This is a genomic window from Streptomyces malachitofuscus, from assembly GCF_055571035.1.
This window is the reverse complement of sequence record NZ_JBVIGA010000051.1, coordinates 1-14,385: the sequence shown is the minus strand read 5'-3', so window position 1 is coordinate 14,385 and position 14,385 is coordinate 1. Positions and strand designations below refer to the sequence as shown.

Genomic DNA, 14,385 nt, shown 5'->3' with positions numbered 1-14,385 from the left:
CAGGCCTTCGCCGCAGACGCCCATCCCGCGGACCAGGACCGGTGCGCAAGGATCGTGGGTCCGGCCAAGGACTACTGCGAGCGCGGCGTCACGACGACCACCTCCGCCGGGCAATCGGGCGTTGCCGGAGCTGCGTGGCGGCTCGTGCCGGCTGGTGCCGGTGTGGCCGCCCTCGTGCTGTGGCGACTCCGGAGTTCTGCTGGGCAAAGGCGGCGTTGAAAATGTTCCATCCAGACCGCGCGACCCTCCGCTCGGCCAGCTTCGTCGTGCTGCTCACCGGGGTGTTTCTCATGGTGAACAGCCAGGTCGTGTACGCGGCCAGCAGCAGCGAGCCGGAAGATCTTCTCGCCCCGCTGAACATCACTTCGTCTGAGGGCGTGCCCGTCGAGGGGTACGACCTGAACGCTTCGGGCGGTTCCATCATCGCCCTCAAGACGCAGGCCCTGGCCTTCGGCCTGTCGGGGCTGTTCACCCTGATCCGGCTGCTGGTCGGACTGGCCGGCTGGGCAATCGAGGTGGCCTTCCGGTTCCCACTGCTGAAGATCCTCACCCACCCTGCACAGAAGGTCGCCGCCACCTACGACACTGTGGTCGTCGACACGCTGGGGTTGAAAGGGCTGCTGCTCGCGTGGGCCTTCGTCTTCGCCGGATTCATGATAGTGCGCGGGCGAGTCGGTCGCGGCCTGGGCGAAATCTTCCTCACCCTCCTCATCGGTGCCATCGCCACCTCTGCCCTCATCCGCCCCGACACCCTGCTCGGCACAAGTGGTCCTCTGGGGCAGTCCCAGCAGGTGGCCGCCGAGGTCGCCCGGCACAGCGTCAACTCCTACGACTGGGGCGGCAAGCTTTCCAGCTACGACCCCTGCTCCCACAGGACAGGCGACGCCGAGTTCGAGTGCGCGCAACGCGACGGCGAATCACCCGTCTCGTCAACGGAAGTGGCACGCCCCATTCAGGACTCGGTTACCAACGCCCTGATCGTCAAGCCCTTCATGCTGCTGCAGTACGGGCGGATCCTCGACCCCGCCAACAGCTCCGACCGCGAGGCTTACACCGTCCATCTCAAGTGGGTCAGCGGAGCCTACACAGCGGGAGAGGCCAGGGTCTCGGCACGCGGAAAGGACATCTGCAGCAAGATCAAAGGGCCCGCCCGGGCCTACTGCGAGCGCGGCTACCAGGAAGGCGTGGTCAGCGAAGACAGCACTGACCTTCCGGAGGCGACCCCGGCACTTCCCCCGGGTCCTGCCAGAGAGCTGGAGGACGCCGCTGTCAGTGACGACGACCGCGAGTTCGCCGCGTTCCTCGCTGACATGAAGGAGGCCGGCGACGTCGGCAAGGCGTGCGCCGCCTACGCCGAGAAGCCCACCTGGTGGCGGCTCGGCGGAGCCCTGCTGCTGCTGATCGCCGCACTGTTCGTCTGCGGCATGCTGCTGTCCAGTGTCATTGTCCTTCTCGGGACCCAGGGCATCTGTGCTGCTGCGGCGGCCGTCGGCGGCGTCACCTTCATCGCCGCAACACTGCCCGGGCCTCCGCGGCAGTCTGTATGGAAGTGGCTGTCTGTGTGGGGCATCGCGTGCCTCGCCGTAGTCGGGATCTGCGCGTTCATCCCCTTCTTCGGGATCGCTGTCGATGCCACCATCACCGACGGGCCCGACCTTGTCGTGGAGCGGATCCTGCTCATCGACGTCCTCGCCATCGCCGGCGCGGCCGGACACCGTCGGCTCCTGACCGGCATCGCCTCCTTCGGCCGTCGCATGGCGATGCGGATGCGCTACGCCAAGGTCGGCGGCACTCACATGCCCGGTGACACCTCCGAACTTGGCGCGGCACTCGCTATGAATTCCCCCGCTGCGACGGGAGGTTTCGGAGGCGGGCTGCGTGCCTTCTCGGGTGGCGGAGGCCGGTATGGAATGCTCGGCACCCGACAGCGGTTGATGGGCGCACTCACGTCGCTGGCCGACGGTGCGGGCATGCCGGTCGACACCGGCCGCGTCCTCGCCGATGCCACGGCCGAAGCCGGACGGGGCCTTGCACCGCTCACCGCGGCCGCAGCCGTGGGAGGGCTGGGCGCGCGGCTCGGTGGGAAGGGTGCGCACTGGCTGCTGATCGGGCGCAGGCCGGACAGGGAGCAGTTGGCCAAGTGGCGCAAGCCCGCCGCCGACGGCGACCCTGGCTCGGGCGGCCCGGCTGGCGGCCGGGACGGTAGTTCGGGAGGCGGAGGGGGTCCGCGCCGTCCTGGCGGTCCGCCCGACCGCTACCGCGACGAGGACGGTCAGGTCGTGGACCGCCGCTCGGGTCAGGTGCTGCACGACCAGAACAGTGATCGCACGCTGCTGTCGACGCGGGCCCACAACCGGCTGGTCCGCTTCCGCGGCTACCGCGTCCTCCACCGGGGAGGCCGCGCCGCGTACGGGGCGACGGTCGGTCTGCCGGCCAACGTCCGCAGGGCCCGGGCTGGAGGCTCGCGTTACTCCCAGGACGCCCGCCAGCAGGTGCGGGTATGGGGCAATACGGTCCGCGAGGACGGACAGGCCTGGGCCGACACGGGCCGTCATGTGTCCCGTGTCCTGCGTGAGCACGCGGACGACAGCGGCGGTCCCGGCCCCTTTTCCAGTCGCCGCCTGCCAGCCCGTCCGGCACCCACTCCCCGTCCTTCCGGTTCCTCCGGTTCCCCAAGCCGCACTCGGTCAGCCTCCCCGCGGGCCAGTGCGCCCGCATCTTCGACCGCCTCTGCAGTCAGCACCCGGCCGAGCGGACCGCCGACGTCCCCGACGCGGCTTGGAGGCGGTGGACCCCGGCGTCCGGCCGATCCTGCAGCAGACAGGTCCAGGCCGGTCTTTCCCGGAGGGGGCGGTGCTCGCAGCGGCACCCGTGACGAGGCCCGCGCCCGGTTCCAGGAGCTGATGCGCAGGACCGAGCCCGAGGCTCAGCGCCTGCGTCGGGAGCGGGCCCGGCGGCAGCCGGAGGACGGTGAGGAGGAGTGAGGACGATCCGGCGCCGGATGGCGCGGTGGGGCTGTGTGGTGGTGCTGTTGCTGTTCGCCGCGGTGTGCTGTGCCGCACCGGTAGGCAACGCGATCAGCGCGTACGTCGCGCTGAAGTCGGGTTCCCAGGACGACGGCGGGATCGCCGAGGGCGGCAGCGCCGCGGACATCCCAGCCCGGATGCTGACCGCGTACAAGAAGGCCGTCCAGCAGGTCGGCAAGCATGTGCCGAAGTGCCGGGGCATGCGCTGGCCGATCCTCGCCGGGATCGCCAAGGTCGAGTCCAACCACGCCGTGGGCCGGAACATCGCCGACAACGGTGACATCCACCCGAAGATCTACGGGGTGCTCCTCAACGGCTCCGGCCAGGGCGGCAACACCACTGTCTTCCCCGACACCGACAACGGCCGCTGGGACGGCACCGCGAGCGCGGAGCGTGCTGTCGGCCCTTTCCAGTTCCTGCCCTCCACCTGGGAAGGCGTCGGCAAGGACGCCAATGGTGACAAGGCCGCCGACCCGCACAACGCCGACGATGCCGCGCTTGGCGCCGCGATCTACCTGTGCGGAAACGGCCGTGACCTGACGAAGCGGTCGCAGCTGAAGGCCGCGTTCTTCCAGTACAACCGGTCGCAGGAGTACGTCGCCAACGTGCTGGGCTGGGTCGACCAGTACACGGCTGCCGCCAAGGACCCGGACCTGAAGAACGTCACGGGAAAGGTCCGCACCGTCATCGAGGCCGCACTCTCCCAGCGCGGCGTCCCCTACTCGTGGGGCGGCGGCAACGCGGGCGGCAAGTCGACCGGCATCTGCTGCTCCCCCAGCGGGAAGAGCGGCGTGGGCATCAAGGGATTCGACTGCTCCGGGTTGACCCAGTACGCGTACGCGAAGGTCGGCATCAGCCTGCCGCGCGTCGCGGCCTCCCAGGCCGGTGTCGGCCAGCGGATCCCGGCCAGCCTCGGCACGAGCGCGCTCAAGGCTGGTGACCTCGTCTTCTACGCCACCGCTCCCGGACGCGATTCCACGATCTATCACGTCGGGATCTACGTGGGCGGCGGAAAGATGGTCAACGCTCCCCGCCCGGGGACCGTGGTGCGCCTGGACTCCGTCAACGCGATGTCTGGCTTTGCGGGGGGAGCGCGGCTGCTGTGACCACTAACCCGCGCTCACCGCGCCTGCTGTTGCTGAGCACCGTCATCCTCGCCGTCGGGGGTGTGGCCCTACTGGGCGTGCCGCACGGTCAGGAGCAACCCGTCCCGGCGTCGACGGCGCACGCGACCACGGACCCGTCATCGCCAGCCACAGTGCCTCCCGCCAGCAAGCCGACCGCTGGCACGGCTCCCTCCGCGACGTCCGCCGCATCGGCTCCGTCGTCCGTCGAGTCCGCTCTGCCGCCGCACGGCGAGGGCGTGGCCGGCGACCCGGCGGTTCAGCGGAACCTGGAGGCCGCCTGGCCCGCCGACGTTCCCTCCAACGACGAACGGGAACTACTTGCCGCCGGTCGCTCTCTGCTGCGCGCGGACGCCACGGGAGTCGGCCGAGCGAAGTGGCCAGAGGTTTTCGGCGACTCGGGCCGGGCGGTGGCCCCGGCGTTCGCCACCGCTCGCTTCCGTATCCAGGCCGCGATCGCCCGCCGCGACGGCAGCCCGGACAAGGCGGTGGTCCATCTGGTGTGGGCCGGCATGGACCGCGGCGGCACCTTCACCGACCTCCGCATCACCGACTGGTTCTTCACCCGCGCTATCAAGAAGGGAGCAGCGACGTGGATTCCGCAGCCCCGTACCTGACGGACCGGGCCGATGACACGGCCGCTGGTCAGGTCCTTGGCCTGGTCACCGGCCTGGTCGACGCCGCCGACTGGCTCTACGACCACTGGTACCTGCTCGCTCTGGCGATCGCCGTGTGCTGGGGTGTGGGCGAGTTGGTGGTGCGTCGACTCGCGGCCAAGGCTTCGGCCGAGCGGATGGCCCTGGAGCTCGTATCCAACCGGCATTTCGACCCGAGCCTGGAGGAAATCTTCCGGCGAGGCGTTCAGCTCGCCCGCGCATCGACGGCCATGCCCTGGTGGGCGCCACGCAGAGCCAAGGCCGTACAGATCCGGCTGCGCGCGGACGGCAGTGCACCGTTGCGCTACCGCATCGAGGGCCCGGCGGGCGGCGAACGCCTGTTGTCCATCACCCCGTTCGGGCCGGACGTCACCGTCAACCGCGCCCGGCCGATCGTCGACGAGCCGCGGACGCACACGGTGCGAGCCGAGTTCATCCTGCGGGGCAAGCTCACCTCTCCGCTGCGCGAGGTGCCGCTCACTCCCGACCCGCTTCAGCCGCTCGTCGACGCCGTGGCCGACCTGCGCGCCGAGCTCGGCGACCTCGCCGAGATCCGGCTCGACATCCAGCGCGCCCCCAAGTGGGCGTTGAGGGCTCGCCGCCTGCAGCTGATGAGCGCCGCGCGCCGGTCCGAACGCCGGGAGGCCCAGCGGTCCGCGCGCTGGCTGCGGCAGGACGCCAGCGGAATCGAGGACTCCCTGGGCTGGCAGATGCAGCAGCTCCTCAGCGACAAGCCCGGCTCGGGGTCCGGACGGCGGCTGGTGATGCCGCCCATACCCCGTCGAGTGGAGCCGGCCGAGGCGCTGGGCAAGCTCGCCGAGGACGACCACTTGGTGCGGGTCCAGCTGCTCGTGATGTGCGCCTCGAACACCGAAGGCCGCGCCCAGGCCCGGCTCGCCCAGCTCCAGGCCGCATTCGACGTGTTCGGCGGCCGCTCCCGGTGGGCCATGCGCGGCTGGCGGCTGGGACCGTGGCGGGTGGGCGCCGACCACTGGCCCACCCGGCACGGCTTCGAGCGCCGCTGGAATCTGGGGCACTGTCAGCCGCCCCGCGCGAACTGGGTCCGGCTGGAGGAGTTGTGCGGCCTGCTCAAGCCCCCGACTACGCACTGCCGTCTCCCGGTTCTTGCCGGTGATCTGCCGACCTTCGAATTCGGCGATCCGGAGTTGCTCCTGCAGGGCATCTACCGAGGCCCCGACGGCAGGGAGCGGATGGTCGCCACCTATGCCGAGGAGACGCTGTTCGAGGTCGGGGTCGGCAAGGCGGGTGGCGGGAAGACGGAGCGTGCCCTGGCGCAGGCGATCGGCTGGGCGCACGCGGGCGGAGGGCTGATCTTCGTCGACCCGCACCGCGACTCCTGGCCGCGGGCCACCACGTTCCTGGCACACGAGACCCTGATGCCGCGGATCGCGTTGATCGACCTCAACGGCCTGGGCCCCAACCCGCGGGTGAGTTCGTGGAATCCGCTCGGCATGCACCAGGGTCAGGCAGCGCACGAGGTCGTCGAAGCGATCGCCGACGCCTACGCCTCCGCACTGGCCTGGGACGACGTGACCGCTCCGCGTGCGCTGACCATCCTGACCGCCGCGCTGACCGTCCTGGTCGCGGTCAACGAGGCGGCCTGCCAGGCCGGCCAGCCGGAGGACCAGGCCACGATCTTCCACGTACGGGCCCTGCTCGCCGACGCCAAGTTCCGCAAGGCAGCGCTCGCCGCGGTGGCGGGCCGCCTGGATGAGGAGACGCGTTCGTGGTGGCAGGCGGTGTTCCCGACCCTGCCGCCGGACGCGTTCGCCGTGGTCCTCAACCCGATCGCCCGGCTGGCCGCCAACCCGATCACTCGCGCCTTCCTCGGTCAGCCGATGGGCGTTTACAACGTCCGTGCCGCGATGGACTCCAAGATGATCGTGTGGGTGTGCCCGGGCGGCAATGGGCCCACCGACCGTCTCTTGACCGCGCTCCTCGCCCGCGACCTGCTGCGCGCCGCACGCTCCCGGCGCGATACGCCTGAGGAGAAGCGGGTGCCGTTCCGCCCGTACTTCGACGAGCTGATCACGCTGACCGGCGCGGCCCCGGAGACCATCGCGAGCATGTTCGAGGATCTGCGGAAGTACCGGTGCCACATCCATGGCATGACCCAGCTGCTGGCCCGCCTCCCGTCCGCGGTGCGGCTGTCCCTGGTGCAGAACGCGTCCACGCTGGCCACGACCGCCGGTTCGAAGTCTGCGATCGCGCCCATCACCGCAGAGTGGGGCGACACCCCCAGCCCCGACCGGGTCGCCACCATGGAGCGGTTCGAGCACTTCGTGTCCATGAACGTGCACGGCCGCCGTATCGGGCCCATCCAGCTGCGCGGGCCCCATCTCAATGACGTCTTCGCCGCCCAGGCCCGCCCGAAGGACGTCCCCGCGCTGGAGCGGGCCGCCCAGGCGAACGCCCAAGCGCTCCCACTGGACCAGCTCACGGACCGCGCCGCCGGACAGCTCGGCCGTGTCGCTGCGTTCCTTGGCGAGCACTCCCCTGCCGGCGCTGACGCTGTCGACCTGTCGAAGGAGAACGAGTTCGGATGACCACCACCCAGCCGGAGGGCCGTACGACGGCCGGCTTCACGCCCAGTCCTGTGGAGCCGCTCGCGCATCAGATCCTGGCCACCCTCGCCCAGCACCGCATGGCCTCCACCAATCAACTGCACGTCCTGCTGCGGCCCAACCGCTCCCGCCAGTCAGTCTCGGAGCGCCTGAACGAGCTGCTCGGCAAGCGCCTGGTCGACTTCGTGGTGCTGCCGCAGTCGAACCGCACCCGGGTCTGGTACCTCACGCCGAAGGGCGCCCGCCTGACGAGAGACTGGCCCGCACTGCGCGGCCGCCCGCCCTACCCGATCACCTCCGCGACGGCCGCCTCGCTGAAAACCCCCCACACCCTCACCGTCCTGCGCACGCATCTGGAGTTCGTCGCCGATGCCCGCCGCCGCGGCGCATGGCGTCACCGCTCCTGAAGGAAACTGATGCGCACCACCCCCTCCCCCGCCGCGACGGCCGGCCGCACCCTGGCCCGGGTCCTCAAGGCCGTGCTGAGCTTGATCGTCCTGGCCGCCGCAGTCGCCGGGCTACCGCTGCTGCTGGCCTGGGCAACCCCGGCCATCTGGGGTGCCACCCACGACGACCTCATGCACTTGCTGGACCGGCAGGACACCGGGGCGGTGTTTCTGCTGCTGCTCGTCGCGGTGGGCTGGATCGGGTGGGCGCAGTTCGCGTTCTGCGCCGTCCGCGAGCTGATCGCGCAACTGCGGGGCCGGACCTGGCACGCCCCACGCGGTCTGGGCTCCTCACAGCGGGCCGCCGCCCTGCTCATCGGCAGCATCCTGGTCCTGCTGCCCACGAGCTCGGCTCTGGCCTCCGACGCGCAGGCCGCACCAGCCACGACCGGAGCCCTCATCCCCGGCCAGGCGACGCAGACCCCGCAAGCCACCGAAGCCGATCAGCCCCCAGCATCCGCCACCTCGACGTCCCCCACGGTGTACACGGTGCGCGAGATGCGGCCCGCGGAGAGCCTGTGGGGCATCGCCAAAAGGGAGTTGGGGGACGGCGAACGGTGGCGGGAGATCGCCGACCTGAACGAGGGCCGGACCATGGTCGATGGCCAGGTCTTCCGCGCGAACAGCTTTCTGCAGCCCGGCTGGCAGCTGGAGATGCCCGATACCGCCGATACCGCAGGAGGCGTCCGTACGCAGCTGAGGGACGGAGCCCCGGCTGCTGACGAGATGGGCGAGCACGCCATCACGGTCCACTCCGGCGACTACCTGTCGAAGATCGCGGAGGAAGAGCTCGGCGACGGTGACGAGTGGCCTCAGTTGTTCGAGGCCAGCCGAGGCAAGCCGCAGCCTGACGGCCTGCCCGCTATCACCGACCCGGACCTCATCCGCCCAGGGCAGCGGGTCACTGTGCCCGGCGCCCAGCCCGACCAGACGCCCCAAGACCGTGACCAAGGTGGTGAGTCGGAGAGCCGAGAGACCACTCCCCCGGCCACGCAGAAGCCCGACGGTGAGCAGACGCCGGGCGGGGGTACAGGGGATGAACAGGTGCCCGTGCCCAGCCACACCGCTGCACCTGCACCTGCACCTGCACCTGCACCTGCACCTGCACCAGAAGCGTCAATCCCCAGCGCTCAGACGAGCCGCCCTGCCCAGGAGGGGAGGCAGGATCAAACCTCTCCCTTCGCATCAGCTTCCGCGACGCCCGGGCCCAGCAACAGCGTCTCGCCTTCTGCCGCCTCACCATCGGCTGAGTCATCCGGCCCCGCTACCTCAGCACCCGCTACCACGACGTCCGAGACCCCGGCGACCGCCCCGGCCAGCAGCCCGCTGAACCTGCGCACCGTTCTCGGCGCCGGCGCGCTCCTGGCCGCCGCCATCACCGGTGCCCTCGCCCTGCGCAGGACGCTGCAGCGCCGCCGCCGCAAGCCCGGCGAGAAGATCGCTATCGCGTCGGAGACATCCACCGCAGAGGCCCAGTTGGCGGCGGCCGCCGAGCCGGACGGCGCTGCCCGGCTGGACGTGGCGCTGCGGACCCTGGCCCACCGGGCGGCTCAGGAGGAGGGCACCGCGCTCGTGCCCCCGCTGCGGGCCGCACGGATCGGGGCCTGCGCGGTGGAGGTGCTGCCCGAGGACCTCTCCCAGGAGGCGCAGGCGCCCTTCGTCTCCGGCCAGGGCGGGTGGTGGGTCCTGGCCCCGGATGCGGTCCTCCTGGACGAGGAGGCCGCCCGCGAGGTGCCGGCGCCGTATCCAGGGCTGGTCACGGTCGGCAGCGCCAAAGCGGGTGAGCTTGTGCTGCTCAACCTCGCGCAGTTGCCCGCGCTGCTGCTGGACGGCAACCCGGTCCACATCTCCGAGGTGTGCACCTCGCTGGCCCTGGAGCTCGGGATGAGTCCGTGGGCGAGTGAGGTTGAGGTCGTGACGATCGGGTTCGGCGAGGACCTGCCGCAGCTGCTGCCCACCGCGCGGATCGCCCACATGCGGCAGGCCGCTCACGCGCTGCGTGATCTGTCCGAGCGGCTACTGGAAGCGCACCAGATGCCCGAGACCCAGCATCAGCCGTATCTGCTGCTGTGCGCATCGTCTCTGGACGCGGACACGGCCTGGCAGTTCGCCGATGTCATCGACAAGTCCGGCACGGTGCCTGTCACTCTGGTCGCCCCGGCGAGTTCGGCGGCCGCGCACTTCCCTGAGGCGGAGATCCTCAACGCCTCACTCAGCGAGCCGCAGAACCTCGAGTACGCCGGTATCGACATCACGGTGCAGCGCCTGGAGCACGCCACCTACATGCAGATCACCACCGCGCTGAAGGTTTCCGGGCAACCGTCCCACCCGGCCGGGGGCCCTTGGCAGGGCGTCCCGGACGAGCCCGACAGGGTGCAGCAGCCGGATCCACCGGTATCGGAGGAACCCATCGCGCCTACGCCCGCTGCCACGAGCACTTCGTCGGCAGCGGCAGCGGACTCGGGCGGCGAGGTGTTCCCGGCTCTGCTCGCCGCCACCACCGATCCCTCCGGACTGCGCCTCCTGCCCACGACGCGGGCTCAGGCCGACGCTGAGACCGGCCCAGAGACCAAGACTGCGCCCACGGCCCCCGTGTCACTGACGGCCACGGACACCGGCGGGGAAGAGGCCGGGGAAGCTGACGACCGCGAGAACTCCGCCGAGGAGCGCAAGCCAGAGACGCAGGAGTGCGAGGCGCACGACCTGCACGCGCCGGAGATCCGGGTCCTGGGCGCGGTCGAGGTGACCGGCGTGGACAGCACCGGCCACGGCCCGCGGATGGCACAACTCGCCGCTTTGTTGTTCTTCCGGCCCGGGCGGAGCGCCGACGCCTTGTGTTCGGACATGGATCCCGTCAGCCCTTGGTCGCTGAGCACCCTCAACGCCCGGATGCAGGGCCTGCGTCGATCTTTGGGGAACGACCCGGCCGGCGACCCCTATGTGCCGCGCCGCAAGACCGGCGAGAGCCCTTACCAGCTCTCCCCCGGCATGCGCTGCGACTGGACCCGCTTCCTCCAGCTGGTCGAGCGTGCCCTGCCGCTTGGCCCGGCTGGCCTGACCGATCTGGAGAGGGCGCTCACTTTGGTGCGAGGCCGGCCGTTCGGCGGCAAGCCCCTGCCCTGGGCCGAGCCGTACCAGCAGGAAATGATCACGCGCGTCATCGACGTCGCGCACACCGTGGCCACCTACCGCACGCCCGCAGGTCCGCACCACGACCTCAGCACGGCTCGTCAGGCCGTCGCGACCGGTCTCGGCGTCGACGACACAGCCGAGCTGTTGTATCGGGACTGGCTGCGGATCGAGCATGCGGCCGGGAATCGGCAGGGACTGCATACCGCCATCACACGGGTGCAACAGGTCAACCGGTCGTTGGACTGCTCGCTGGAGACGGAGACCGAGACCCTCATCCACGAACTCCTCAACGGCTCGGGTACGTCGATGCGCAAGGTCCTCTAGTCGGTGAGTGGTCCGAGGCCGCAGCCCGCGAGAGGCCACGTCGCGCGCCGCGTAAGCGAGGAGTTCACTGACGGCGGTCTCGTTGGAGACCGGAGGGCGTGCACGCCACTCGGACAGCGTGTCGCGGACGGTCTGCGCAACGTCCTTCGCGTGCTGAACAAGGTCGCTGTCGAGTGCCGCCATGTCCCCGCTCGCGGTTCGGCCCGTGATGACGATGGGACGGGCCAGCGGGTACCTGTAGCAGCGGCTGCACCTGGTCCTCGGAGAGCGGGTCACCGTATCCCGTGGAAATCCCATACGTGTCACGGAGCCAGTAGGCCCCCTGCGTCGGGGTCGGCTCAGCGCTGAACTGGGCGAGGAACGCCTGTATGCCCACGGCGAACCGCTCAGCGGCTTCCGCGGTCGATTCCTGTGGATCCTCCGGCAGCTCAGTCGCTGGAGTTGAGACTGGAGACTGGACCGGTTCCACCTCTGCGCTCTCCAGCTCGGCCGCTGGCTGTTCGTGCTCCGCCGCAGCGTCGCGTACCAAGTCTTCCGGCCGTGTGGGGGGGGACCGCTCAACGGCGAACTGGATCGGCGGCTCCTCGATGCCAGCTGCGGCGAGAACGGCAGGCGCGGTTTCGGCGAACGGGACGCCGTAACGGGCCAGTCGCAGCGGCATCAGCGCCTCGACGGGGGCCTTGCCCCGCCACCCGCGGCCCAAGCAGGAGCGGACGGCTGCCTGGTAGACGAGACGTTCCTGCTCGAGCTTGATGACCTGCTCGTCGGAGCGAAGCTCCCAAAGCGTCATGCGCCGCCAGAGCAGGAACGTGGGCACGGGCGAGAGGATCCAGCGGGTGAGGCGCACACCCTCCATGTGCTTGTCCGCCGTGATGTCCGCCATGCAACAGCGGGAACGGGATGCGGATCCAGATCAGGAGGAGGTCCAGGGCGAGCAGGACCCAGATGCCCGCGTCGATGCCGATAGGGAAGGCGTAGGAGAAGTTCCCAAAGCCCTTCACGGTACGCCGCTCACGTCCGAGGACTCGCTCGGCTGACCCCCGGAGTGCTTGCAGAGCACTCGGGCCGACTCTGGTGGCGGAGCCAGCCACGACACCGAACGCACTGGCGCCCCGGCGTCGGAGGGCGGGCGCCATATCCGGACGACTCCGGCCCTGCCGCAACAGATGTGGACGACCAGGGCTGACGTCCCGGGCGTGAATCGTAAACCCTACGGCTGGTAGTGCTCCCGCCAGGCGCGGCGCAGTGCGTTGGAGGACCATCGCCACCATCTCGCTGCTCACCGACAGCGCGACCCCCAGCTCCCGCACTGCTCCGGCGCTAACTGTTCCAGCAGGCTCTGCAGGTGGCCGGCGACCGCCGCGTTCACCGCGCTCAACGGAGGCCGCTCGAATTTGGGAAGCTCCGGGTGGCCCCACAGGTGGGCCAGCTTCCACAGCTCCAGCAACTCGCGGACATCGACCAGGCCCTCCAGCTCCTCGGCGTAGGCCAGGGCCGCGTAGACCACAGCGAGGGTGGCCGTGCTGCGCTCTGCGTGGACGTGACCGACGAACCGGCACAACGCTGACGACCGGCCGCCGACCGGACCCAGCACCACGCCGCTGGGACTGGTGGAGGAGGCGGCAGCCGGACGCCGTGAGTTCCAGGCACGGACGATGGCGGAGTACGAGGCCGAGAGGTGGCTGGACGACGATCGGGTCGGCGACGCCGTGGACGTGCTGCTGCTGGAAGCCCCCGGCGACTGGCCACCGCTGCAGCGCGCCGCCCTGACACTGGCCCTGCTCTGGGACGTTGCTGACCTGATCGCGTACGCGGCAGAGCTGTCGACGGTGGACGTGCTGCCCACCCCTCTGCTGTGGCGGGCCCACAGGGCCGACCACGTCTGTGCCAGCTCGCGAGTCCCCGTGCCGGGAACCGACCTCTTGGTGTGGACCACGATCGACCCGGCGCCGTTCGGCTCACGCCCGCTATGGAGCCAGGCCGCGAGGGGACTGTGGCGCTGGTCGCTCGACTGGCACGCGGACGGCACACCCGCGCTCTACACGGGCGGGCGTGCCCCGAGTCCGGCCGCCGCACGCTGGCGAGCCCAATGGGCAATGCAGAACCTGCTCACCGACCCCGTATCGGGCCAAGAGCCCCGTGACGGGCGATCCACTGATCACTCCACACTGAACACAAAATCTGCGACGGCGTGACTGACCAATGAGACTGGGAAGGCGGTATGGCGAAGAGGTTCGAGAGTGTCGAGGACACTGGTGCGGTTGTCCCCCCGTATGGAGCGCCGGGCGTGCGTCCGGGGGGTGGGCGTCGTATGGTCCGAGTGCCCGGCTCGGACAGGACGGCCGGAATTTGCGGTCCCGCGTTCCTTCGCACGTTGCGCGGGACCGCTCCCTGTCCTCGAGGAGGAATAGGCGCGAGCGCTCGGCTGCTCGGACCTGGGTCCTCGCCATTCTCACGCCGACGCCCAACGGCTCTCCAGGCCAGTCACCACCGGTTCGTTCTCCCCAGCCCACTGATCGGCGGTGGGTGCCTTGGGCCCGTAGTGGATGCCTTGGGCCTTGGATTGTCGACACACCAGCGCAGAACGTCCAGCATCAACCCGACCGCCCGGTCTGCCGACTCCGTCGAGTAGGCGACGTACTCCGGCCGGTGTGCGTGCCCAGGGCTGGATGGGGGACTGTCTCCTCGGGTTTTTCCTCGTGGTGGACTGAAGCGTCCCGAAGCTCGAACAGCCACGTGAACTCGCTGACCCAGGTGGTGTTGCGAGGTCCGGTAGCGAACACGAGCTTCAGGCCCTCGCGACCGCCGAGCGCCGCGGGGTGTGCTTGCGCCTCCACTCGGCCCGGTTTCCTCCGGCACCACCGAGCCATACAGGGCATCCAGTGTGTGCGCCGAAGCAGCGGCGGCGACCAACGCAGCGTCGAACTCATCATTCAGCGCGGAATACCTCGCAGCGAGGTCGTTCGCCTACAGCCCGCTCACGAGCCGCGCGGGGCCGCTAGTGTCCTGAGTCAGGAATTCGGTTCAGATATCCGGCGAGGCGTTCGAGGATGTCGTCCGCGGTCTTCGTCCAGACGAAGGGTTTCGGGTCT

Annotated in this window: 7 protein-coding genes and 2 pseudogenes; 7 read left to right on the top strand and 2 right to left on the bottom strand. The window is 70.2% G+C overall.

Annotated features, from left to right (window positions below; translation table 11 throughout):
* The first annotated feature begins 221 nt into the window (after positions 1–221).
* From ACZ44S_RS38350 to ACZ44S_RS38325, 6 genes and pseudogenes are all read left to right on the top strand, one after another.
* A complete protein-coding gene (locus ACZ44S_RS38350) occupies positions 222–2,984 on the top strand; it encodes a hypothetical protein (protein ID WP_466937990.1) in 2,763 nt (920 codons plus the stop codon).
* A complete protein-coding gene (locus ACZ44S_RS38345) occupies positions 2,981–4,132 on the top strand; it encodes a C40 family peptidase (RefSeq protein WP_466937989.1) in 1,152 nt (383 codons plus the stop codon). The genes ACZ44S_RS38350 and ACZ44S_RS38345 overlap by 4 nt, the downstream gene beginning before the upstream one ends.
* Positions 4,129–4,767, top strand: coding sequence for a hypothetical protein (locus tag ACZ44S_RS38340; protein WP_466937987.1), 639 nt, complete (start codon positions 4,129–4,131; stop codon positions 4,765–4,767). The genes ACZ44S_RS38345 and ACZ44S_RS38340 overlap by 4 nt, the downstream gene beginning before the upstream one ends.
* Positions 4,743–7,373, top strand: coding sequence for an ATP/GTP-binding protein (locus ACZ44S_RS38335; RefSeq protein ID WP_466937985.1), 2,631 nt, complete (start codon positions 4,743–4,745; stop codon positions 7,371–7,373). Before ACZ44S_RS38340 ends, ACZ44S_RS38335 begins: the two co-directional genes overlap by 25 nt.
* Positions 7,370–7,777: pseudogene (locus tag ACZ44S_RS38330) on the top strand (replication-relaxation family protein); the annotation flags it as partial. The gene ACZ44S_RS38335 and the pseudogene ACZ44S_RS38330, both read left to right, overlap by 4 nt.
* Before the next feature lie 30 nt (positions 7,778–7,807).
* A complete protein-coding gene (locus ACZ44S_RS38325; RefSeq protein ID WP_466937982.1) occupies positions 7,808–11,293 on the top strand; it encodes a LysM peptidoglycan-binding domain-containing protein in 3,486 nt (1,161 codons plus the stop codon).
* Positions 11,294–11,696: 403 nt separating this feature from the next.
* Here the strand turns inward: ACZ44S_RS38325 and ACZ44S_RS38320 are convergent.
* Positions 11,697–12,429 (bottom strand): annotated as a pseudogene (locus tag ACZ44S_RS38320) (DUF2637 domain-containing protein); the annotation flags it as partial.
* 143 nt (positions 12,430–12,572) lie between these two features.
* Positions 12,573–12,890, bottom strand: coding sequence for a hypothetical protein (locus tag ACZ44S_RS38315; RefSeq protein ID WP_466937980.1), 318 nt, complete (start codon positions 12,888–12,890; stop codon positions 12,573–12,575).
* Between the two features lie 13 nt (positions 12,891–12,903).
* Between ACZ44S_RS38315 and ACZ44S_RS38310 the strand changes: the two genes are divergently transcribed.
* A complete protein-coding gene (locus ACZ44S_RS38310; protein ID WP_466937978.1) occupies positions 12,904–13,488 on the top strand; it encodes a hypothetical protein in 585 nt (194 codons plus the stop codon).
* The last annotated feature ends 897 nt before the right edge of the window (positions 13,489–14,385 follow it).